The organism is Aromatoleum sp., assembly GCF_035254505.1.
Lineage (GTDB): Bacteria > Pseudomonadota > Gammaproteobacteria > Burkholderiales > Rhodocyclaceae > Aromatoleum.
Genome location: NZ_DATFAO010000065.1, coordinates 19,630 through 42,416, shown reverse-complemented (window position 1 = coordinate 42,416; position 22,787 = coordinate 19,630). Strand labels below are relative to the sequence as shown.

At 64.2% G+C, this 22,787-nt stretch carries 22 protein-coding genes; 13 read left to right on the top strand and 9 right to left on the bottom strand.

What is annotated here, in order from left to right:
* The first annotated feature begins 8 nt into the window (after nt 1-8).
* The 6 genes from VJ673_RS13135 (at nt 9) to VJ673_RS13110 (ending at nt 6,967) form a co-directional block, all read left to right on the top strand.
* Entirely contained in the window at nt 9-1,181 is a 1,173-nt protein-coding gene (locus tag VJ673_RS13135; protein ID WP_324126562.1) for an acyl-CoA dehydrogenase family protein, read from the top strand.
* Nucleotides 1,182-1,227: 46 nt separating this feature from the next.
* Nucleotides 1,228-2,238 (top strand): phosphotransferase family protein, encoded by a 1,011-nt coding sequence (locus VJ673_RS13130; protein WP_324126561.1) that lies wholly within the window; start codon nt 1,228-1,230, stop codon nt 2,236-2,238.
* Entirely contained in the window at nt 2,238-2,639 is a 402-nt protein-coding gene (locus tag VJ673_RS13125) for a DUF6285 domain-containing protein (protein ID WP_324126560.1), read from the top strand. The genes VJ673_RS13130 and VJ673_RS13125 overlap by 1 nt, the downstream gene beginning before the upstream one ends.
* The gene (locus VJ673_RS13120; protein WP_324126559.1) at nt 2,639-3,343 is read left to right on the top strand and encodes a histidine phosphatase family protein; all 705 of its coding nucleotides are present in this window, start codon (nt 2,639-2,641) and stop codon (nt 3,341-3,343) included. The genes VJ673_RS13125 and VJ673_RS13120 overlap by 1 nt, the downstream gene beginning before the upstream one ends.
* Before the next feature lie 188 nt (nt 3,344-3,531).
* On the top strand, nt 3,532-5,487 hold the full coding sequence (locus VJ673_RS13115; protein WP_324126558.1) for a putative bifunctional diguanylate cyclase/phosphodiesterase: 1,956 nt from the start codon (nt 3,532-3,534) through the stop codon (nt 5,485-5,487).
* A 235-nt stretch (nt 5,488-5,722) separates the two neighbouring features.
* Nucleotides 5,723-6,967 carry a BON domain-containing protein gene (locus VJ673_RS13110; protein WP_324126557.1) on the top strand — a complete coding sequence of 415 codons (1,245 nt, stop codon included), beginning with the start codon at nt 5,723-5,725 and terminating at the stop codon, nt 6,965-6,967.
* An 87-nt stretch (nt 6,968-7,054) separates the two neighbouring features.
* On the opposite strand, the gene VJ673_RS13105 is transcribed toward VJ673_RS13110, so the two are convergent.
* Nucleotides 7,055-7,861 (bottom strand): proteasome-type protease, encoded by an 807-nt coding sequence (locus tag VJ673_RS13105; protein WP_324126556.1) that lies wholly within the window; start codon nt 7,859-7,861, stop codon nt 7,055-7,057.
* 263 nt (nt 7,862-8,124) lie between these two features.
* On the opposite strand from VJ673_RS13105, the gene VJ673_RS13100 reads away from it, so the two are divergent.
* From VJ673_RS13100 to VJ673_RS13090, 3 genes are read left to right on the top strand one after another with little or no spacing between them, the layout of a single operon-like run.
* Entirely contained in the window at nt 8,125-8,370 is a 246-nt protein-coding gene (locus VJ673_RS13100) for a DUF8082 domain-containing protein (RefSeq protein WP_324126555.1), read from the top strand.
* 9 nt (nt 8,371-8,379) lie between these two features.
* Complete coding sequence (locus VJ673_RS13095; RefSeq protein ID WP_324126554.1) at nt 8,380-9,243, top strand: MCP four helix bundle domain-containing protein; 864 nt, start codon at nt 8,380-8,382, stop codon at nt 9,241-9,243.
* Nucleotides 9,244-9,274: 31 nt separating this feature from the next.
* Nucleotides 9,275-9,940 (top strand): YceI family protein, encoded by a 666-nt coding sequence (locus VJ673_RS13090; RefSeq protein WP_324126553.1) that lies wholly within the window; start codon nt 9,275-9,277, stop codon nt 9,938-9,940.
* 78 nt (nt 9,941-10,018) lie between these two features.
* On the opposite strand, the gene VJ673_RS13085 is transcribed toward VJ673_RS13090, so the two are convergent.
* Nucleotides 10,019-10,315, bottom strand: coding sequence for a DUF1330 domain-containing protein (locus VJ673_RS13085; RefSeq protein ID WP_324126552.1), 297 nt, complete (start codon nt 10,313-10,315; stop codon nt 10,019-10,021).
* A gap of 180 nt (nt 10,316-10,495) precedes the next feature.
* Here VJ673_RS13085 and VJ673_RS13080 point away from each other — a divergent pair, with 180 nt between their 5' ends.
* The 4 genes from VJ673_RS13080 (at nt 10,496) to VJ673_RS13065 (ending at nt 14,436) form a co-directional block, all read left to right on the top strand.
* Nucleotides 10,496-11,491, top strand: coding sequence for a sulfate ABC transporter substrate-binding protein (locus VJ673_RS13080; RefSeq protein WP_324126551.1), 996 nt, complete (start codon nt 10,496-10,498; stop codon nt 11,489-11,491).
* An 85-nt stretch (nt 11,492-11,576) separates the two neighbouring features.
* Nucleotides 11,577-12,470, top strand: a complete 894-nt coding sequence (gene cysT, locus VJ673_RS13075) for a sulfate ABC transporter permease subunit CysT (RefSeq protein ID WP_324126550.1) — start codon at nt 11,577-11,579, stop codon at nt 12,468-12,470.
* Nucleotides 12,467-13,363, top strand: a complete 897-nt coding sequence (gene cysW, locus VJ673_RS13070; RefSeq protein WP_324126549.1) for a sulfate ABC transporter permease subunit CysW — start codon at nt 12,467-12,469, stop codon at nt 13,361-13,363. Before cysT ends, cysW begins: the two co-directional genes overlap by 4 nt.
* Nucleotides 13,360-14,436 carry a sulfate/molybdate ABC transporter ATP-binding protein gene (locus VJ673_RS13065; protein WP_324126548.1) on the top strand — a complete coding sequence of 359 codons (1,077 nt, stop codon included), beginning with the start codon at nt 13,360-13,362 and terminating at the stop codon, nt 14,434-14,436. The genes cysW and VJ673_RS13065 overlap by 4 nt, the downstream gene beginning before the upstream one ends.
* On the opposite strand, the gene VJ673_RS13060 is transcribed toward VJ673_RS13065, so the two are convergent.
* From VJ673_RS13060 to amrB, 7 genes are all read right to left on the bottom strand, one after another.
* Nucleotides 14,437-14,907, bottom strand: coding sequence for an SRPBCC family protein (locus VJ673_RS13060; RefSeq protein ID WP_324126547.1), 471 nt, complete (start codon nt 14,905-14,907; stop codon nt 14,437-14,439).
* 99 nt (nt 14,908-15,006) lie between these two features.
* Nucleotides 15,007-15,789, bottom strand: coding sequence for an ankyrin repeat domain-containing protein (locus tag VJ673_RS13055; protein WP_324126546.1), 783 nt, complete (start codon nt 15,787-15,789; stop codon nt 15,007-15,009).
* A 226-nt stretch (nt 15,790-16,015) separates the two neighbouring features.
* A complete protein-coding gene (gene mfd / locus VJ673_RS13050) occupies nt 16,016-19,471 on the bottom strand; it encodes a transcription-repair coupling factor (RefSeq protein WP_324126545.1) in 3,456 nt (1,151 codons plus the stop codon).
* A 51-nt stretch (nt 19,472-19,522) separates the two neighbouring features.
* Nucleotides 19,523-20,275 (bottom strand): alpha/beta fold hydrolase, encoded by a 753-nt coding sequence (locus tag VJ673_RS13045; RefSeq protein WP_324126544.1) that lies wholly within the window; start codon nt 20,273-20,275, stop codon nt 19,523-19,525.
* A 4-nt stretch (nt 20,276-20,279) separates the two neighbouring features.
* Entirely contained in the window at nt 20,280-21,368 is a 1,089-nt protein-coding gene (amrS, locus tag VJ673_RS13040; RefSeq protein WP_324126543.1) for an AmmeMemoRadiSam system radical SAM enzyme, read from the bottom strand.
* Nucleotides 21,365-21,925, bottom strand: coding sequence for an AmmeMemoRadiSam system protein A (amrA, locus tag VJ673_RS13035; RefSeq protein ID WP_324126542.1), 561 nt, complete (start codon nt 21,923-21,925; stop codon nt 21,365-21,367). Before amrA ends, amrS begins: the two co-directional genes overlap by 4 nt.
* Nucleotides 21,903-22,730 carry an AmmeMemoRadiSam system protein B gene (amrB, locus tag VJ673_RS13030; protein ID WP_324126541.1) on the bottom strand — a complete coding sequence of 276 codons (828 nt, stop codon included), beginning with the start codon at nt 22,728-22,730 and terminating at the stop codon, nt 21,903-21,905. Before amrB ends, amrA begins: the two co-directional genes overlap by 23 nt.
* Nucleotides 22,731-22,787 lie beyond the last annotated feature (57 nt).

The window sequence follows — 22,787 nt, the reverse complement described above, 5'->3', positions numbered from 1 at the left end:
AGACCAGCATGAACTTCGATTTGCCGGAAGAACTGTCGGCACTGCAGCAGAAGGTGCGCCGCTTTATCGCGGAGGAGATCATCCCCTTCGAGCGCGATCCGCGTCAGACCGCGCACGGGCCGTCCGAGGAACTGCGCGCGGAGCTGATCGCAAAGGCGCGCGCGGCGGAATTGCTGTCGGCGCACGTGTCGAAGGAATTCGGCGGCCTGGGGCTCGATCACCGCGCCAAGGCGGTGTTCTTCGAGGAGGCGGGTTACTCGCTGCTCGGGCCGGTCGCGCTGAACATTGCGGCGCCGGACGAGGGCAACATGCACCTGATGGAGGTCGTCGCGCGCCCCGAGCACAAGGAGCGCTGGCTGCGCCCGCTCGCCGCCGGCCAGGTGCGCTCCTGCTTCTGCATGACCGAGCCGACGCCGGGCGCCGGCTCCGACCCGTCGATGCTGCAGACCACCGCGGAGCGCGACGGCGACGACTATGTCATCAACGGGCGCAAGTGGTTCACGACCGGTGCCGACGGTGCCGCCTTCGCGATCATCATGGCCAAGCTCGAGGACGGGCGCGCCACGATGTTCCTGTCCGACACCGACGTACCGGGCTTCATCGTCGAGCGCTCGATGGACACGCTCGACACCTGCTTCCCGGGCGGACACGGCGTCGTGCGCCTGGACAACCTGCGGGTGCCCGCCGCGAACATCCTCGGCGAGCTCGGCGAGGGCTTCAAGTACGCCCAGGTGCGCCTGTCGCCGGCGCGGCTGACGCACTGCATGCGCTGGCTCGGCGCCGCGCGCCGCGCGCACGACATCGCCACCGACTACGCCCGCAGGCGCCATGCCTTCGGCAAGCCGCTTGGGAGCCACGAGGGCGTCGGCTTCATGCTCGCCGACAACGAGATGGACATCCACTCCGCGCGGCTCGCGATCTGGCATACCGCGTGGGTGCTCGACAAGGGCCATCTCGCGATCCACGACTCCAGCATGTCCAAGGTGCTCGTCTCGGAAGCCTGCTGGCGCGTCGTCGACCGCTGCGTGCAGATCCTCGGCGGGCAGGGCGTCACGCGTGAAGCCATCGTCGCGCGCATCTTCGCCGACATGCGCGCGTTCCGCATCTACGACGGCCCGTCCGAGGTGCACCGCTGGAGCATCGCCAAGCGGGTCATCAAGGGCATCCAGCGCGAAGTGTGATGCGCCGGGCGATCGGGATTCGGAACCACGGACGAGTGTACAAACAATGAACGAACAAATGCGCAGCGCGCTGGAAGCATTCATTCGGCGGGAGGCCGGGGCCGACCGCGTGTCGATCGCGGAAGCGAAGCTCCTTTCGGGGGGCTCGATCCAGGAAAACTGGTTCATCCAGGCCGAGGTCGCGGGCGGCGCCTTCGCCCCCGAACTGAAGCTGGTGGTGCGCACCGACGCGCCGTCCGGGGTGTCGGGAAGCCATTGCCGGGCGGAAGAGTTCGCGCTCATCAAGGCCGCCCACGCCGCCGGCGTGACGGTGCCCGAGCCCCTGTGGCTGTGCCGCGACGCGAGCCTGATCGGCAAGCAGTTCTTCGTGATGCGCTTCGTCGGCGGCGTCGCGGCCTCGCATGTCGTCGTGCGCGACGCGAAGCTCGGCGGCGACCGCCGGGCGCTGCTGGAGCGGCTCGGCGCGGAACTCGGGCGCATCCACTCGATTCGCCCGCCCCGCGACGACCTCGCGTTCCTGCCGTCGCCGGGCTCCTCGCCCGCGCTGCAAAACATCGCGCGCCTGCGCCGCTTCCTCGACGCGCACCGCAGCCCGCAGCCGGCGCTGGAATGGGGCCTTCGCTGGCTGGAAGTGAACGCGCCGGAGCGCGGCGAGGTCGCGCTGTGCCACCGGGATTTCCGCACCGGCAACTACATGGTCGACGAAAGCGGCCTCACCGCGATCCTCGACTGGGAGTTCGCCGGCTGGGGCGATCCGCTCGAGGACGTCGGCTGGTTCTGCGCCCGCTGCTGGCGCTTCGGCCAGCCCGGCGAGGCGGGAGGGATCGGCGCGCGCGAGGATTTCTATCGTGGCTATGCGAAGGCCACCGGGCGCCGCCTGGAAGACGAGAACATCCACTACTGGGAAGTGATGGCGCATCTGAACTGGGCTGCGATCGCCCTGCAGCAGGCCGAACGTCACCTCTCGGGCGAGGAGACCTCGCTGATGCTCGCGCTGACCGGCCACATCGTGCCGGAGCTCGAATACGAAATCCTGACCATGACGGAGGCGAACTGATGCGCGACGAACCGACCGGCGAGCAACTGCTCGAAACCGCGCGGAACCTGCTGCGGGAGGAAGTCCTTCCCGCGCTGCCGCCCGAGCGCAAACATGCGGCGCTGATGATCGCCAACGCCATGGCGATCGCGATGCGCCAGTTGAAGAACGGCGAGGAAGCCGCGCGCAACGAGTGCAAGGCACTGGAGACGCTGCTCAGCCGAACCGCGCAGGGCGAGCCGGCGGGAGGCGAAGCGCTGCGCGGGCAGCTCAAGAGCCTGAATCGCGATCTGGCGAGCGCCATCCGGACCGGCCGGGCCGACGAAGGCAGCTGGCGCGAGGCCGCACATCGGCACCTGCTGGACGCCGCCCGCGTGAAGCTCATGGAAAGCAACCCCAAGTACCTCGGAGGGCAGGGCTGATGAGCCGCCTGGCGGGTACCGACCGTCGTCGTCGGGTCTATCTGATGCGCCACGGCGAGGTGGAGTATTTCGACGCTGACGGACGCCCCGTCGACCCGCGCCACGTGACCCTCACCGAGCGCGGGTGCGAGCAGGCGCGTGCGGCGGGCATGCTGCTGCGGGACGTGCCGTTCGATGACGCGATCATTTCCGGCATGCCGCGCACGGCGCACACGGCGAATCTCGTACTCGACGGACGCGCGCTGGCGGTCCGCGAGGAGCCGCGCCTGAAGGAGATCCGCGCCGGCCGCCTCGCCGCGGTGCCTCTCGAACGGCGCGAGGAGATCATCACCCGCGCCTACGACCGGGCCGGCGACCCGGGCGCAAGCTTCATCGGCGGCGAATCCTGGGAGGACTTCCAGCGCCGCGTGCTCGAGGTCTGGCACGACTTCATGCAGACCGAGGGCTGGGCGAACTTGCTGGTGGTCGCCCACGACGCCGTCAACCGCATCATCCTGAGCCATGTCGTCGGGGCTTCCCTGCATGGCCTTAAGGCCTTCGAGCAGGATCCCGCCTGCATCAACATCATCGACGTCGATGTCGATGCCGGAAAGATCGAGCATGCCTTCATCCGCGCCGCAAACCTGACCGCCTACAACCTTGCCGCGCACGCCAATCATCACACGGTAATGGAGCGCATCTCGGCGCAATTCAGGGCGGGCTGATCGCGCCGATCAACGACAGCGTTTCTTTTCTTCGGCGGTCATTGCTCGACTCCTCCCCGAGATTGCCGAAGTCTTGCGGGCTCGGGAAACCCAGGGTTTCCCGAGCTCTTTTTTGAGAAGCGGGAGAAGAGCTCTGGCCGCGGAGCATGCCTATACTGAAAATGGCCGTCATTCCGAACGGAGGTCCCATGCCTTCACCTGCAGCGAGCGCGGATCCGCCCTCGGACGGTTCGATGCAGGCCGGAGCCGGGCCCGCCGAGCTGGTGGAACTCCGGCGCCAGCAACAACGCCTCCTTCTCGTCGACCGAGCCTTGCGCACGCTGAGTGCGGGCAACCGCGCACTCGTCCGATGCACCGAAGAAGCGCAACTCCTCGCGCAGATGTGCCGGGTCATCGTCGACGTCGGCGGCTACCGTGTCGCGTGGGTCGGTTATGCCCAGCACGACGCCGATCGTTCGATCTTTCCGATGGCCCAGGCCGGCGTCGTCGAGGGCGCGATCGAGAAGATGAACTTCACTTGGGCCGACACCCCGGCGGGACAGACGCCGCTGGGCATGGCCATCCGCACCGGCAAGCCCTATGTGCGCCTCGACATCGCCACCGACCCGATGCTCGCGCCTTTCCGCGAAAAATCGCTCGAAATGGGCTTTGCCGCGGTGAGCGCCTTCCCGCTGATCGTCGACGACGAGGTCATCGGCAACCTCGATATCGTCGCGGGCGAGCGGGACGCCTTTGGCGACGACGAACTCGCGGTGCTCACCGAGCTTGCGGAGGATCTCTCGTTCGGCATTTCGACCCTGCGCGTGCGCGCCCGCCACCGCGATGCCCAGAAGCGGCTCGAAAGCATGGCTTTCGTCGATCAACTGACCGGGCTCCCGAACCGGACGCGACTGCGCGAACACCTGGAACGTGCCATCGACCGTGCCAGGGGAGAACGTCAGCCGCTTGCCCTGGTGACGCTCAACGTCGATCGCTTTCGCGACATCAACGAAGTCCTCGGGTACCGCAGCGGCGACGTGCTGCTTACGCAGATGGCCAATCGCCTGAGCGGCCTCGTCGCTTCGCCGGCGCTCGTCGCGCGGATAGGAGTCGACGTCTTCGCCATGCTGCTGCCTGCGGCGGACGCCGAGCAGGCCGGCGTAATGGCGCGCGCCATCATGCACGCGCTCGACGCCCCCTTCGATGTGGAAGGTGTGCGCGTCGAGGTGCAGGCGAGTATCGGCATCGCACTTTTCCCCGGGCACGGCATCGAGGCCGATTCGCTCATCATGCGATCCGACGCCGCCGCCTTCGTCGCCAAACGCGATCGCCTCGGTATCGCCGTGTTCCGGCCCGATTCCGAACGGGCCAATCGCGAACGGCTCACGCTGATGGCGGATCTTCGCCGCGCGATCGCCGAGAATCAGCTCCGCCTCTATTGCCAGCCCAAGGCCGACATGGCGAGCGGTCGCGTGTGTGGCGCCGAAGCCCTGGTCCGCTGGATGCATCCCGAGCGCGGCCTGATTCTTCCCGATCGGTTCATTCCGTTGGCTGAAAGGACCGGTCTGATCAACGGCTTGACCTACTGGGTCATCAATGCCGCCCTGGCCCAATGCTACAGCTGGCGTGAGGCGGGCCTGGAAGTGCCGCTTGCGGTCAATCTCTCCGCGCGCAACCTGCTGGACCCGCACCTGATGGAGCGGCTCGGCGGATTACTCGCAACATGGGGCGGGACGGCCGAGTGGCTACAGTTCGAGCTGACCGAGAGCGCCCTGATGGAGGACCCGGTGGGCGCTCTCGAAATCCTGTCGCGCATCCGGCAGATGGGATTCCGTCTGTATGTGGACGATTTCGGTACCGGCTATTCGTCACTGAGCTATCTGCAAAAGCTGCCGATCGACGCCGTCAAGATCGACAAATCCTTCGTGCTGGGCATGCAGGCCGATCCCGATGCAGCAATCATCGTCCGGTCGACGATCGACATGGTGCATAACATCGGCCTCGAGGTGGTAGCAGAAGGCACGGAAACGCAATCGATCTGGGACGAACTGGCGGCGTTTCATACCGACGTCGCGCAGGGATCCTACGTCGCTGACCCAATGCCGGCCGAAGAGTTCTCCGAATGGAACATGCGGCGCGCGAGCAGTGTCGCGTGCGAACGCTAATCTCCTTCCATCGACGCTCCTGCGCGCTTTCGCGATCCTCATCTTACAAACGCCTGTAAGTCTTTCCCTGGCAATTTGCGCGATCCTGCGGCATCGGATCGCGTCGGCAACGCTCGGTGCAAGGCACATCGCTTGCTGTTGGATTGGGAGGAAACCGACGGTGGGCAGGTCGATGCCCCCGCTTTCCTGGTACGAGCAAGGCTCGTTCGTCGTTGCCATACGAGGAGACATGGACATGAGATCGCAGCGTGAGCAGGAGTACGGCCAGCAGGGCTACGAGCAGGATGAATACGGCCAGCAAAGCCGAGGACAACATTCGCAGCAAGGATCCGAGCAACAGGGATGGCGTCAACAGCAACCTCAGCAGAGCTCCGGCCAAGGCTATGGCCAGCATCAGCCGCAGCAGGGCTATGGCCAGCAGCACGAGCAAGGCTTTGGACAGCAAGATTACGGGCGTTATCAGCCGCAGCAGGGTTACGGCCAACAAGGCTCCGGCCAGCATCAACCCCAGCAGGGCTTCGGTCAGCAAGGATATGGCCAGCATCAGCCGCAACAGAGCTACGGGCAGCAAGGCGGTTACGGCCAGCAGGGCGGGTACGGACAATATGGACAGCATCAGCCCCAGCAAAGCTACGGCCAGCAACACGAGTCCGGCTCTGGCCAGCAGGGGTGGAGTCAGCAGCCGCAACAAGGGTTCGGGCAGCAAACCTACGGACAACAGGGTTACAGCCAGGGGGGCTTCGGACAGCAAGGTGGCTACGGGCAGTCGGGCGGGTACGGCCAGCAGCACGAGCAAGGCTTTGGCCAGCAAGGCTACGGCCAGCAGCAACCGCAACAGGGATTCGGCCAGCAAGGCTACGGGCAACGCTCTTCGCAGCAAGGCTACGGCCAGCAGCATGAACGCATGTATGGGCAGCAGGGTTCCGGCCAGCAGGAATGGGGGCAGCAGCCGCAGCAGGGAATGATGGGGGGCCAGACCTCGCAGTCGAGCGGCTACGGCGGATATCGCGGCTCGTCGCAATCGATGGGCTTCCGCTCCGAGCAGTCGCGCAGCCGCAGAGGACCGAAGAACTATGCCCGCTCGGACGAGCGCATCCGGGAAATGGTCTGCGAGCGTCTGCTCGAGGAACAGGACATCGACGTCAGCGAAGTGAACATCGACGTGAAGGAGGGACGCGTCGAGCTCGAAGGCACGGTGCCTAGCCGTCAAATGCGTCATCGCATCGAAGATCTCGTCGACGACTGCTGGGGCGTGCAGGACATCGAGAACCGCATTCGGGTCGAGTCGCAGTCCCAGTCGTCCTCGCAATCGCGCTCCGGCTCCGGCAGTAGCAGCAGCGAACGTTCCGCCTCCGGCAGCAGCAGTGAGCAAAGCCGCAGCGGATCATCGTCCGGCGGTTTCTCCGGCCTGTCCGGCTCGTCAAGCGGCAAGTCGACTTCGTCTGAGTCGAGCCGCGGAAAGAGCAGCAAGGACGAGTAAGAGCAGTTAGGGCGAGCCACGGCAATGCGCCGTGGCTGTCCCGGCGGGGAGTTCGCTCAGAGTTTCGAGACGGTCTCCCCGCCGAATTTATGTCTCCCGCCGCTCGCTGCGGGTTCTCGACCGATTGTCGCTTTCCCGCAGCGCTTCAGCGGTCTGATCCATGTTGCTCCAGTCGGGGTCCGGCAGCTCGGTAAACGCCTCGCGCAAACGTGTGCTCCAAAGTTTGCGGATATGGGCAAAGTACGCGTTGTCCTCACCGAGGATGCAGTAGTGAGCGACCCGCAGACTGTCCCGCTCGTAGGTGAGCAGGTCGAGCGGCAGACCGACCGAAAGGTTCGAGCGAATGCTCGAATCCATGGAGACCAGCGCGCACTTCACCGCCTCGTCCAATGAGGTGCGGTGCGTGATCACGCGGACGATGATCGGTTTGCCATACTTGGACTCGCCGATCTGGAAATAGGGCGTTTCCTTCGTGGCCTCGGTGAAGTTGCCTGCCGCATAGATCTGGAATAGACGCGGCTCTTCGCCCCTGATCTGCCCCCCCAGCAAAAGCCCCGCCGAAAAGTCGACGCCGAACTCCTTCATCGATTCGGCGTCGCGCGCGTGGACTTCCCTCAAGCAGTCTCCGACATGCTTCGCCGCTTCGAACATCGACGGCACTTTCCAGAGATTCCGCCCTTTGTCGTTGCATTCGATGCGTTCGCGCAGCGTGTTGACCACGGACTGACTGATGGAAAGATTCCCCGCCGTCATCAGCACCAGCACCCGGTCGCCCGGCCGCTCGAAGAAATGCATTTTCCGAAACGTATTGATGTGGTCGACTCCGGCGTAGGTGCGGGAGTCCGATAGAAAAACCAGACCTGCGTCGAGACGCATGGCAACGCAATACGTCATGTGTCCCTCCGATGGGGAGATGAGACCGACCCTGAGTACTCCGTAGTGTCACTCTTCGACCTGACGAGAAGAGGGGGAGTTCGCGAGAGACGCGGTATGCGGCTTCGGTAGTACCGAGGCAAGGCGCGCGTGCTCAGGTCGAGGAACGCCGAGTTGCGATCCTGGCATAGCTGCATGTAATATCCGCCGTAACTTTCTGTGACAAATTTGGCACCCTGCATTCGATGCACGCCTTTCATGCATTGACAGATGCCACGACAACGATGTCTGCCTATACGAACTGGAAGGAAAGAACGACAGCGCGTCTCGCGCGCGAGATCGGCGTGCTGGCCGAGATCATCGTCGACGACGTTGTGTTCGAACTTGGCCTCGTGGACGCCGTCATGACCACGCCGCGACAGGTGATGGCCTTTCTGACGCATCTCCAGCGGGAACTGCCCGAGACGATCGACCGCGAGGGGATCATCCGGGAAATCGCGAACGAACTTCTTTCAACCTTGCATTCCTGAGTTTCCGCCATGTCCATCCGCAATAAACTGATCCTCGGTTTTTCGGTTCTGCTCGCGTTCATCGTGTTGCAGGGCGCGACCAGTTTCTTCTACGGTTCGCGCACCTATTCGCTCGTCGATGCCGCAATAAACCGCAACTTCGTCGCCTCGACGGAAATTTCCGAATTGCTGGCATCGGCGCAGCAGTTGCGCCGCCAGGAAAAGGACTACCTGATCTACGCCGGCGACGTCGAAGGGCGCAATAACGTGCTGCAGGACTGGAATGGGACGCACGCGCGGCTACTGGCGCAGTTGCAGGCGATGATCAGCAACAGCCGTGGTGTCTATTCGGCTGCCGACAGCAGCGAGTTCAATCGTTGGAAGGCTGCCCTGGACGAGTACCACGAGCAGTTCGCGCACGTCACCGAAGGCTTCAGCTATGACGTTCAGATGCTCGACCAGGGGCAGAGCAGCGGTAGCGCCGTGACCTACAACAAGGCCGTGCGTGCCAATGAAGAACTGCGCAAAACGGTCGATCGTTTCAACACTGACTTGATTGAAGGAGCGACGCGCATGGCGCATGCCCGAGCCGACGAATCGGCCGACGCGTACCGGCGCATTCGTGGGAACTTCGAGGTGGTGGACTACCTGAATGCGGCGCTCGCTCTCGCCGGCCTCATCCTCGCCGCAGCGCTGCTGCTGACGATTCCCGGTTCCATCACCCGTCCCCTGCAGTCGCTGATCGAATCGGCCGACAAGATGAGTCTGGGTGACCTCGGCAAGAAATTCGATGCGGGCGGCGTTCGCGATTTCGAAAAGCTCGCTGCGTCGCTGGAGCGGATGCGCGTGACGATGGAAGCGATGATCGTCCGGCTCAAAGCGCGCTCACGTTGATTTCCCCATTTTCATCAAAGGAATTTTTGCCATGCGCTTCAATGCCCGCCCGCTCGTGCTTGCACTCGCCGTCGGCGTAGCAACCGCCTCTGCGTTCGGCCAGCAAACGCCGACCAAGCCGATCACCGCCGCCGCAAACACGGCGACGACCCGCAACGTCGCGAAGACGACGATCGATGCGCCGGTCCCCGGCAACTACGTCATCGACATCGCCCACTCGCACGCGCTGTTCTTCATCTCCCACCTCGGCGTCAGCCGCTTCACGGGGCGCTTCGACGATATCAAGGGCGCGTTCGTCGTCGGCCAGCGCCCGTCCGAAAGCCTCGTGAACGCTACGATTCCCGTCACCAGCGTGAACACCAAGCATCAGAAGCTTGAAGATCACCTGAAGAGCCCGGACTTCTTCGATGCGTCGCAGTTTCCGAACATGGCGTTCGAATCGACCCGCGTAAGCTGGAACAAGAACGGCGAGGGTGTGCTGTCGGGTAATCTCACGATCCACGGCGTCACCAAGCCGATCGATTTCGCACTGAAGGTGACCGGGGCGGGCAAGGGGCCGCGCGGCGATACGCGTGCCGGATTCGAAGCCAATGCGACGATCAAGCGCAGCGAATTCGGGATGATGTACGGGCTGCCACGTGTCGTCGGCGACTCCGTCGAGATCGCCTTGTCGATCGAAGGCGTGCTGCAACAGTAAGCACAGGGCGGACAAACGCCGCGAAGCGGCACCGCTCGAAGCGGCGCCGCTTTCTTTTTGCGTCAATACGCCGTTTTCTCAGGACTCGTAGGCGACGAGCACCACATCGGCTGCTTGTTCCCGGACCGGAATCAGCGCCTGATATGCAGCGGAATTGAACCAGTTCTGAAGCGAGACGAGATCAGGAAAGCGCAGGACCACGGTATCGGTGGCATCGTGTTGTCCGCCGAGAACTGCCGCGCGTCGGCCGCGGAAAACCAGTTCGCCTCCCCAAGGTTCGAGTGTTAAAGGCACGCCGGCGCGGTATACGGCCCACTTGGCCTCGTCCTTGACCGTAATGTGACCGATCAGGTAGGCGGGTCGGGAATCAGGCATGAGGTCTCGGTGGTGGGTTTCGAAAAAACTTGGATTATAGCCTGGGCATAACACTTGCCTCGGGAGAGCGCGCCATAGCGCGCACAGCCATAACGAAATGAATTCTGGTGCGTTGTGTTGGTGGACCCGATGGGCTATCGTCGGGCCCTCATTCTGTGACCCATCAGCGATTGGACAGCCATGAAGAAACTCGCCAGCCTGTTGTTTGCCGCAGGACTCGCCATCGCCAGCGGGGCGCATGCAGAGTCGAACCTGCTCAATGTGTCCTATGACGTCGCGCGCGACGTCTACAAGGATTACAACCCGATGTTCCAGAAGTACTGGAAGGAGAAGACCGGCGAGACGATCGAGATTCGCCAGTCGCACGGCGGATCGTCGAAGCAGGCACGCGCTGTTGCGGACGGACTCGAAGCGGACGTCGTGACGATGAACCAGGCCACGGACGTCGATTTCCTGGCTCAAAAGGGACTCGTCGCGACCGACTATGCAAAGCGTTTTCCGGATAATGCCTCGCCTTACACCTCGACGATGGTGTTCATCGTGCGCAAGGGAAACCCGAAGGCCATCAAGGATTGGAGCGACGTCGCGAAGCCTGGCATGCAGGTCATCGTTCCCCATCCGAAGAACACCGGCAACGGCCGCTACTCCTACCTCGCTGCATGGGGCTACGCGCTGAAGCAGCCCGGCGGCAACGACAAGACAGCGGCGGATTTCGTCGCGCATGTGCTGAAGAACGCGCCGCTGTTCCCATCAGGCGGCCGCGATGCGACGACGACCTTCATGCAGCGGAACATCGGCGACGTGCTGATCACCTTCGAATCCGAGGCTGAGCTGATCGCCAGGGAATTCGGCCGCGGCAACTTCGAAGTGGTCTATCCGAGCCTGTCGGTCCTCGCTGAATTTCCGGTCGCCATCGTCGAGAAGGTCGTCGACAAGAAGGGGACGCGCAAGGTGGCTCAGGCCTACCTCGAGTACCTGTGGTCCAAGGAAGGCCAGGAAAATGCGGCCCAAAACTACCTGCGGCCGCGCAATGCCGAGATCCTGAAGAAGTACTCGGCGCAATTCCCGGCGATCAAGACCTTCACTGTTGACGAGGTGTTCGGCGGATGGGCCAAGGCGACTGCAGCACACTTCAAGGACGGCGGAAGCTTCGACCAGATCTACGTTCAAAAGTAAAATATTCAGTCATCGAGCGAGGCGGCCCGCGTTGCGGGCCGTTCGCTTTTCTGCAAATTTCGCTGCATCCACCGATTTCCCCACCATGCTTCCTGCTGCCGCCAAACCGGACGGAGTCCTGCCCGGCTTCCGCCTCGGCCTCGGCTATACGCTGACCTACCTGTCGCTGCTGGTGCTGATTCCGCTCGGCGGCATGATCCTGACCAGCGGCAAATTGTCGTGGGCCGATTTCTGGTCGATTGCGACGACCGATCGGGCCCTTGCGTCCTACCGCGTCACGTTCGGAGCCTCCTTTCTCGCCGCCGCGATCAACGCGGTGTTCGGGCTGATCGTTGCCTGGGTGTTGGTCCGCTATCCCTTCCCGGGGAAGCGTTTCGTCGATGCGCTGGTCGACCTGCCTTTTGCACTGCCGACCGCGGTGGCGGGCATCACGCTTGCGACCTTGTACGCACCGACCGGTTGGGTTGGTCAGTATTTGGACCAGATGGGCGTCAAAGTTGCCTTCACTCCGCTCGGCATCGTCGTTGCGCTGGTCTTCGTGACACTGCCGTTCGTCGTGCGGACCGTACAGCCCGTGATCGAGGATATCGAGGCCGAGGTGGAGGAGGCCGCAGCCTCGCTCGGCGCGACGCGCTTGCAGACCTTCGTCCGGGTTCTGCTGCCGGGGATCTTCCCCGCCTGGCTGACCGGCTTCACGCTCGCCTTCTCGCGCGCCATCGGCGAATTCGGTTCGGTGATCTTCATCGCCGGCAACATGCCGCTCATTTCCGAGATCACACCCTTGCTGATCATTTCCAAGCTCGAACAGTACGATCTTGCGGGGGCGACGACGCTCGCAGTGGTCATGCTGGTGATTTCCTTCGTGATGCTTCTGCTGATCAATTTCCTGCAATGGTGGGCGGCGAACCGCCATCATGCGAGCGGCGAGCTACCGCCCGAGGCGCTCGCGCCCGGCGCCCGCCTGGAGGGGCAGCCATGACCGCGCGTCGTGCCACGGTCGAACCGGCTTGGGTGCGCCGGCTGCTCATCGCGATTGCGCTCGCCTTCCTGTTCTTTTTCCTTGTGTTGCCGCTTGCCGCCGTCTTCTGGGAGGCCTTCGCGCAGGGCGCCGCCGCCTACTGGGATGCGCTACGCGACAGCGAGTCGCGCTCTGCGATGGCGCTGACGCTGACCCTTGCCGCGCTTGCCTTGCCGTTCAACATCGCGTTCGGCGTCGCTGCCGCCTGGGCGATCGCCAAGTTCGAGTTCCGCGGCAAGAGCCTGCTGATCACGCTGATCGACCTGCCGTTCGCCGTTTCGCCGGTGGTCGCCGGCCTGATGTTCATCATCCTGTTCGGCGCCAACGGCTACTTCGGTGCCTGGCTTGCCGCGCACGAGATCAAGATCGTTTTCGCGGTGCCCGGCATGGCGCTCGCGACGCTCTTCGTCACCTTTCCCTTCGTCGCGCGCGAACTGATCCCGCTGATGCAGGCGCAAGGGCGCGAGGAGGAAGAGGCCGCGGTGTCGCTCGGGGCATCCGGATGGCAGATGTTCTTCCGCGTGACGCTGCCCAACATCAAATGGGGTCTGATGTACGGCGTGATTCTCGCGAACGCGCGGGCGATGGGCGAGTTCGGCGCCGTCAGTGTCGTCTCCGGCCACGTGCGTGGAGAAACCAATACGCTGCCGCTGCACGTGGAGATTCTCTACAACGAATACAACCAAATCGGCGCGTTCGCTGCCGCGTCGGTGCTCGCCTTGCTTGGGCTGGTGACGCTCGTCGCCAAGACCGTCGTCGAGTGGCGTATGCGCCGCGAGACCGAAGCGCTTAACGCCGACCTGCCACCCGAACGTATCGATACGCCTGCTGCTGCGGCCACGGAACACTCATGAGCATCGAAGTACGCAATATCAACAAGCGCTTTGGAAATTTCGTCGCACTCGACGACATCTCGCTCGATATCCCGACCGGGGAACTTGTCGCGCTGCTGGGACCATCGGGTTGCGGCAAGACGACCCTGCTGCGGATCATCGCCGGCATGGAAACGCCCGACAGCGGGCAGGTGCTCTTCGGCGGCGAGGAGGCGACGCACATGCACGTGCGCGAGCGGCGCGTGGGCTTCGTCTTTCAGCACTACGCGCTGTTCCGCCATATGTCGGTGTTCGAGAACGTGGCCTTCGGGCTGCGCGTGCGCTCGCGCAAGGAGCGGCCGTCGGACGAGGAGATCCGCGAACGGGTGATGGGTCTGCTCAAGCTCGTGCAACTCGACTGGCTCGCCAATCGCTATCCGTCCCAGCTCTCGGGTGGACAGCGGCAGCGGATCGCGCTGGCCCGAGCACTGGCGGTCGAGCCCAAGGTACTGCTGCTCGACGAGCCCTTCGGCGCGCTCGATACCAAGGTGCGAAAGGAATTGCGCCGCTGGTTGCGTCGCCTGCACGACGAGATGCACATCTCTTCGGTGTTCGTGACCCACGATCAGGAAGAGGCGCTGGAAGTGGCCGATCGCGTCGTCGTCATGAACCGCGGCCGCATCGAGCAGATCGGCTCGCCCGACGTGGTCTATTCGACGCCGGCTTCGCCCTTTGTCTATCAGTTTCTCGGCAACGTGAATGTCTTCCATAGCCGGCAGCACGGCTGTTGGGCGGAGGTCGAGCGCGAAGAGGAGGCGGGCGGCGACGCGTCGATCGCATTCGTGAGACCGCACGACATCGATCTCGACTTGTCGCCGCTCCCGGGTGGCATGCAGGCGGTCGTGCGCCATGTCCATCGGATCGGCCCGCTTGTGCGCGTCGAGCTTGAACACGAGGCCGAGATCATCGAAGTGGAGCTGACGCGGGAGCGGGCGGCGAGCCTTGAGCTGCCGGCGGGACGGACGGTCTGGATTAGACCACGCCAAGGCAAGGTATTCCCCGCCGAGGCGGTCGGGCAGAGCGCGCCCATCGGCAAGCAGCCCTTCCTGTTTTAATCAAAGCTTAGCGACGAGGACCGCCAGTTGGTCGGCGCACTGACCCCAGCCGTCGTGGAATCCCATTGCTTCGTGCTCCTCGCGGTCTTCCTCGCTCCAATGCTTTACCCGGACGTGGTAACGGGTCTTGCCGCCGAGATCCTCGAAAGTCAGGATCACGGTCATGAAAGCCTTGTCGGAGGGTTCCCAGGCGCTCGTGTAGGCGTCGGTGAACACCAGCCTTTCGTTTTCCACCACTTCCAGATACACGCCCCGGTTCGGGAACTCCTGCCCCTCGGGGCTGCGCATGACGATCAGGCTGGCACCGCCCGGCCGGACGTCCGTTTCAGCGTGTGACACGGTCCAGGGCTTCGGCGCGAACCATTGCTTCATCAACTCCGGATCGGTCCAGGCCTTGAAGAGTTTGGAGGCCGGCGCGTCGATGACGCGGATCAGTTCAAGATCGCGCTTGGGGGCGGTTGGGGTGTTCATCTTGTTCACCTCCTGAAAGACGATTGGCTATTCGGCTGGCAACCAAGCCTTATTGACCCTGCGTTCGCCGCCATGTTCCGGCAGGTGCTCCGGTCTTTCCTAGCGCTTCACGCCCTTGGCGGTGATCGCCTCTATCACGCCCGCCGCCTCCGGAGTCGAGGCATTCTTGGCCAGCGTAAGGGCCGTCTCGCCCTTGCGTGTAATCGCGGTAACGTCGGCTCCATGGTCGATGAGCAGCCACGCAACATCCATTACGCCGCCGGACAGCGACAGGAGCAAGGGCGTATTGCCCAGACGGTCGCGCATATTGACCAACGCGCCGCGCTTGATCAGTGTCTCGGCGATAACTCGGTAACCGCTGGTCGGCTTGCCGCACGCGACGAGAAGGGGAGTGAGCCCGAGCCTGTCCCTGGCATTCGGATCGGCACCTGCATCGACAAGGATCTTCGCGATCACCGTGTAACCGTTCTTGAGTGCGTAGAGCAGCGGTGGCGTGCCTTGTTCGTCGACGAAATGGATGTTGAATCCGGCACGGACGAAGAGATCGATCGCCTCGCGATCGCCGGCGTGCAATGCCTGCATGAAACTGGTGCGATCGATGATGATGCCCCGATCGTTCAGTTCGGCGATTGCCTGCTCCTTGCGCTCGGCATGGCGGAAGGTTTCGAGATCTCGAAATTCGCGAAGTCGGATGATGTCGGCGAGGACGTCGGGGGGGAAGCCCTGGCGTCCGCCGCGCTTGTCGATCAGCAGGTCGCTGAAGTAGTCGTGGATTTCGAGCGTGTCCCACAGCTGCTCGATCTTCGTGAGGATGCGGTCGAAGCGCTCCTCCAGATGGATCGGGTAGTGGTCTCCGAGGCCTTCGAACAGTGGGTGTTTCATAGTGTCAGCACCATAAACCCTCGCGCTTCTTCGAACTCCTCGCGGCGCTCGATGAGTTCAGGCTCGATCGCAGGGCAGTCACATGGAACATGCGGTTCAGGATACCACGGTCCCGGTAAGGCCTACGCGTATCAGGTAGGGCCGCAGACGGTGATAACCGTCCGCGACAATCGCCATGCGGCTAGCGTCATTCCGGACGATGTCGCGGGCCTGATCTTCACCTAGGTCAGCAGCCGATAGACAGCAGTAATTCCTTCACGCCCTGAACGCGCAATTTGATGTTGGGCTGGTTGGCCTTCCGAATCAGCCGATCGGGGCCGGCCATCTTGGTGTTCTTGTCCTTCTGGATCAGGAAGATGACCTTGGTCGGGTCGATCGGTGGGTTGGGGCCGAACTGGATCGTGATCTGCGATTCGCTCGCGTCGAGTTTCGCAACGCCGAAAGGCTTCACGATGAGGCGCAGGCGGTGCGATTCGATCAGGGCCTGCGTCTGCTGCGGCAGTTCGCCGAAGCGGTCGATGAGTTCTTCCTGCAGCGCGCGCAGGTCGTCGTCGGATTCGCAGTTGGCCAGACGCTTGTAGAGGGTGAGCCGTTCCTGGACGTCCGGGCAGTAGTCGTTCGGCAATAGGGCCGGGCTGTGCAGGTTGATTTCGGAGACGACTTCGAGCGGCTGGCTGAGGTCCGGCTCCTTGCCGGCCTGCAGGTCGCGCACGGCGCGCTTGAGCATCTCAGTGTAGAGGCTGAAGCCCACCTGCTGGATTTCACCGGACTGGTTCTCGCCCAGGACTTCGCCGGCACCGCGGATCTCGAGGTCGTGCATCGCGAGGTAGAAGCCCGAGCCGAGCTCTTCCATCATCGTGATCGCTTCGAGACGCTTCTGAGCCAGCGCGGTGGGCTTGGCATGGGCGTCCGTGAGCAGGTAGGCGTAGGCCTGGTGATGGCTGCGGCCGACACGGCCACGAAGCTGGTGGAGCTGGGCGAGGCCGAAGCGGTCTGCACGGTTGATGATGATCGTGTTGGCAGTCGGGATGTTGATGCCGGTCTCGATGATCGTCGTGCACAGCAGCAGGTTGGCGCGCTGTTGCGTGAAGTCGCGCATCACGCGCTCGAGCTCGCGTTCCGGCAGCTGGCCGTGGCCGACGACGATGCGGGCTTCGGGGAGCAACTCCGCGAGGTCGTTGCGGACGTTCTCGATCGTCTCGACTTCGTTGTGCAGGAAATATACCTGGCCGCCGCGCTTGAATTCGCGCAGTACGGCTTCGCGCACGATGCCCTTGCTGTGGCGCTGCACGAAGGTCTTGATCGCGAGCCGCTTTTGCGGCGCGGTAGCAATGACCGAGAACTCGCGCAGGCCTTCGAGCGCAAGGCCGAGGGTGCGTGGGATCGGCGTCGCGGTCAGCGTGAGAATGTCGATTTCGGTGCGCAGGGACTTGAGAGCCTCTTTCTGGCGCACGCCGAAGCGATGTTCCTCGTCGATGATGACGAGGCCGAGGCGCTTGAACTGGACGTCCTTCTGCAGCAGGCGGTGCGTCCCGATGATGATGTCGACCTTGCCCTCCGCGAGCTGCTTGAGCGCTTCGGTCTGTTCCTTGGCGCTCTTGAAGCGCGACAGCTCGGCGATGCGGATCGGAAAGTCGGCGAAGCGGTCGGCGAAGGTCTGGTAGTGCTGTTCGGCGAGCAGCGTCGTCGGCGTGAGCACGACGACCTGCTTGCCGTCGGCGACCGCAATGAAGGCGGCGCGCAGCGCGACTTCGGTCTTACCGAAACCGACATCGCCGCAGACGAGGCGGTCCATCGGGCGGCCGGATTTCATGTCGCCGATGACGGCATCGATCGCGCCTTGCTGGTCGGGGGTGGTCTCGAAGCCGAAGCCTTCGGCAAACGCGTCGAGATCGTGCTGCTTGAAATCGAAGCGGTGGCCGGGGCGGGCGGCGCGCTGGGCGTAGAGCGCGAGGAGTTCGGCCGCGGTGTCGCGCACCTGCATCGCGGCCTTCTTCTTGGCCTTTTCCCATTGGCCGGACCCGAGGCGATGCAGTTCGATGCCTTCCGGGTCTGCGCCGGCGTAGCGGGTGATGACGTGAAGCTGAGCGACGGGGACGTAGAGCTTGTCGCCGTTGGCGTATTCGAGGTGCAGAAACTCGGTCTGGCCTTCGCCGAGGTCCATGTGGATCAGGCCGATGTAGCGGCCGATGCCGTGCGAGACGTGCACGACCGGATCGCCGGGCTTGAGCTCGGAGAGGTCGCGCAGCCAGCCTTCCATCGTCGCGGCCTTGCGCGTGTCGCGTCGGGCGCGGGTGCGGGCGGTGGCGGCGTAGAGCTCGGATTCGGTGATGATCGCGATCTTCGCATCCGGCAGCGCGAAGCCGTTGGCGAGCGGGCCCACGCCGAGGGCGAGGGGCTCGGACGAATCCAGGAAGCCGGCGAAGTCCGCGCTTGCGGCGGGCTTGAGTCCGTATTCGGTGAAGAATTCCGACATCGTCTCGCGCCGGCCCGGTGCGTCGGCCAACACGAGGACGCGGCCGCCCGCGCGGACCCAGTCGCCGGCCAGGAAGTCCTTCAGGAGATGCAGGGGATCGGTCGCCTTGCGTTCGACGGCGAGCGGCGGCAGCGGCTGCGCGATGGCGTCGGATTCGCCTTGCGCAGGTCCGATGTGAATGCGGGGGTGGTGCTTGAGCGCTTCGTAGAAGGATTCCTGGCCGAGAAAGAGGGCGTCCGGCGGCAGCACGGGGCGGGTACGGTCACCCTTGAGGAAGTCGTGGCGCGAGCGCGTGTCGCGCCAGAATTCCTCGATCGCGGCAGGCACGTCGCGGTGCAGGACAACCACGGCGTCCTTCGGCAGGTAGTCGAAGAGGGTTGCGGTTTCTTCGAAGAAGAGCGGCAGGTAGTATTCGACGCCGGCCGGAGCGATGCCGTTGGAGACGTCCTTGTAGAGCGACACGCGCGACGGATCGCCTTCGAAGGTTTCGCGGAAGCGGCTGCGGAAGCGGGTGCGGCCGACGTCGTCCATCGGGAATTCGCGCGCGGGCAGCATGCGGATTTCCGGCACCGGGTAGACGGTGCGCTGGCTGTCGGGGTCGAAGGTCTTGATGCTCTCGACTTCGTCGTCGAAGAGGTCGATGCGGAAGGGGAGCGTCGCGCCCATCGGGTAGAGGTCCACGAGGCCGCCGCGGACCGAGAATTCGCCGGGGCTCACGACCTGGGTCACGTGGGTGTAGCCCGCCACCGCCATCTGCGTGCGCAGTTGCTCGACATCGAGCTTTTCGCGCTGCTTCACGAAGAAGGTGTAGGCCGCGAGGAAGGAGGGCGGTGCCATCCGGTAGAGCGCCGTCGAGGCCGGCACGAGCACGACGTCCGCCTCGCCGCGGCCGACGGCGTAGAGCGTCGCCAGGCGCTCGGAGATCAGGTCCTGGTGCGGCGAGAAGGTCTCGTAAGGGAGCGTCTCCCAGTCCGGCAGGAGGTGAGTACGCAGGCCGGGGGCGAGCCACGCGATCTCGTCCTGGAGACGCTGGGCGTCGGGCGGATTCGCGGTGACGAGGAGCACGGTGCGGCCGCGCGAGGCGAGTTGCGCGATGGCCAGTGCGTCGGCGGAGCCGGCGAGCGGCGGCAGGTCGAGGCGTACGCCGGGCTTGGGAAAGGCAAGGGCCGCAAGTTGCGGCAACAGCGGATCGAGTGCACGGGACATCGGCATGACGCGGCGCGGACCGCGGATTCAGGGGTTGCTCAAGGGGGCGGATTATAGGCGATCGGCGTCCGCGTCTTCGCCCGGCAGTGCAGCAGCGGTCGTCGAAGCGTCCGGATCGCCCGCCGGTAGCTGGTCGTCGCCGACGGTGGCGTCCGGCTGGGGCATCGGGAGCTTGGCTGCTAGCCATTCGGCCGTGAGGGCGGCAAAACGTTCCAGCGCGCCCGCTTCGTCGAATTGCTCGCCGACGCCATCCACGGTTTGCCAATCGTGCTGACCGCGTAGATGCTCGTAAGCCTGACGGATCATCCCAATGTGGGGGTCGGCGCTGCCGACGACCATCCGAATCGGCAGGGTCAGCGCGTTGAGCGGCGTCAGTCCTGCGAGATCGGGGCGGCCAGCGCGGCAGACGATTGCGGCGAATCGCTCGGGGGCCTTCCAGCCGGCGCGGATCGCAGCCCCGCTCGCAGTGCTCGATGCGACGAGTCCGATAGCGAGACCCGCGAGCGGGGGCTGGTGGAGGCACCATTCGCCGATCGCCAGGACACGGTTCGCGAGTTGCGGGACGTTGAAACGCGCGTCCGGATCGCGCGATTCTTCATAGCTGGTCAGCAGATTGATCAGCAGGGTCGCGAAGCCCGCTTCCTGCAGTTCATGAGCGACCTGCAGTTCGCGGGAGTGGCCAAAGGGGCTGCCTGCGGGACGCAGGATCACGACCAGTCCGCGGACGTCGGGCGAATGGGCGAGTTCGCCGTTGAGCCAGAGCTGCTCATACGGGATGCTGATGTCGGTGGTGCGCAGTTTCACATTGTCACCCGTGTTCCGGCGACCGCTGCCGGTGGATGTTGACCGGAATGCGCCGGGAGCCGAAGGGCGCGGAAAAGTGCTCATAGCGGCCGGGCAAGCGAGTACCGCAGGCACGGCATGCACCTTCGTCGTCGAGGGCGTAGTCGAGGATCTCATACCAGTCGCGTTTGATCACCGCCTTGCCGCAGCCCGGGCAAAACGTGGTACCGCCGTCGGTGTCATGAACGTTGCCGGTATAGACGTATTTCAGCCCGTGTTCGAGCGCGATTCGACGCGCTCGCGTGAGCGTGGCAGGCGGCGTATGCGGGGTGTCGGTGAGCTTGAAGTCCGGATGGAAGGCCGTGAAGTGCAAGGGCACTTCGGTGCCCAGCTCGGTTGCGACCCAGTGCGTCAGTTCCTTCAACTCCTTGTCCGAGTCATTGAGGCCAGGGATCAGCAGCGTCGTGATTTCCACCCAGACATCGGTTTCATGGACCAGCCAGCTCAGCGTGTCGAGGACAGGCTGAAGATGAGCGCCACAGGTGCGGACGTAGAAATCGTCGGTGAAGCCCTTCAGGTCGACGTTCGCCGCGTCCATCGGAGCGTAGAAGTCCGCTCGCGCCGCCTCGGTAATGTAGCCGGCCGTGACGGCGACAGCCTTGAGTCCGTGGGCATGAGCGGCTTGCGCCGCGTCGATCGCGTATTCAGCAAAGATCACGGGATCGTTGTAAGTGAAGGCGACGCTGCGGCAGCCCCAGTCGGCAGCGGTACGCGCGATCTCGTCGGGCGCGGCCGAGTCCATCAGACTATCCATGTCGCGCGACTTCGAGATGTCCCAGTTCTGGCAGAACTTGCACGCCAGGTTGCAGCCCGCGGTGCCGAAGGAGAGCACGCTGGTGCCTGGGTAGAAATGGTTGAGCGGCTTTTTCTCGATCGGATCGATGCAGAAGCCGGAACTGCGGCCATACGTCGTGAGGACCATCGCATCGCCTTCGCGCATGCGCACGAAACAGGCGCCGCGCTGGTCGGCGTGCAACTTGCAGTATCGTGGGCACAGGTCACACTGGATACGGGCATCGTCCAGCTTGTGCCAATAGCGCCCGGGGTGGTTCATGACGGCGGCTCCTTCCATTTGCGCACGGTATAGGTGGCAGCCATCAGATTATTGGCGGGACGGTCGGGCGCAAGGCCGGCCTTCTGCTTCAAGGCTGCCAGGAACATTTGCGGATCGGGGAGCTGCTCCCACACCTGTGGCAGGAACGTAGCGCTGCGACATCCCGCGAACAGCAGCAGGCCGTCGGTGTGGGGTCGCAGAAGCGCCGCGAGCTCGTCTTCGTGGGCAAATTCGAGGAAACGGGGCTCGGACAGCAGCGACACTTCGACGCGCAATGTGTCCAGTTCCCTGGATTCGACCCGAGGAAAACGCGGGTCGCGGGTCGCAGCCCCGATCGCATTGTCTAAGACATCGTCGGCGAGCGATCGTTGCGCCCGCACACTGCCGATGCACCCGCGCAGGTCGCCGTTCCGGGTCAGCGTGACGAAGGTCGCCGCCCGGTCCGCGAGGCGCTCGTCATCCTGCGGGGCCGGATGGCCCGCGACCTCGTGGAGGATGCCCTGCCGCGCACGCGTCAGCAGGATCGGGCCGAGTTCAATGTCGGGCGGCAGCGGCATGAGCGGCGGACTCGGTGAAAGCGATGCTGGCATAGCCGACGACGCGGGAGCGATCCCCGGCGGTATCGCCGGAATTGCGCAGATCCAGCAGGTGAGGTTCGAGGCCCTGCGCGGCGGCGACACGGATCAGACCGTTGATCGGCGTCGCGCCGCAGGCCTGTTGGTGCTCCAGCACCGGCTGCATGCGCAGCACCTCGTCGACCGCGTGACGGTCGGTGCTGCGAGCCTGATCATAGGCGTGATAGTGCGAGAGGTCGGAACTGATCACGATCAAAGTCTCGGGACCTCCCCACAATTGGCCGAGCAAATCCGCGACCTGTTCGCCCGTAGCCCCTCCAACGAGTATCGGAACGATTTCGAAGGCGTCCAGGACCGTCTGCAGGAACGGGAGCTGAACCTCCAGACAGTGTTCGAACTCATGCGGACGGTCGTCGACGACAACGTCCGGGCGTGCCTGCAGTGCCTGCCAGTCCGCGTGGTCGAGCTTGACCGTGCCGAGAGGCGTCGCGAAGGATTGCGAGGCGGGCAGGGCGAAGCCGCGAACCGCCGCGCGATGGGCGGGGCCCAGCATCACGACCTTGCGAACCTGCTGGCGTAGCCCGGCCGCGCACGTGTAGCCGGAGGCCGCGACCGGCCCCGAATAGACGTAGCCGGCATGCGGCACGATCAGCGCCTTCGGCGCGTGGACGGCCTCCAGCGGAACGGCTGTCGATAGCATCTCGGCGATCTGCATCTGCAGCACGCGCGGATCGTCCGGATAAAAATAGCCGGCAACCGCAGCCGGCCGGATCGAAGCAGTGGCCATAACACCCCTTCTGAATGGCTTGTCTGAAGCGAGAATGGTGCCCCCTCTGGGACAGCT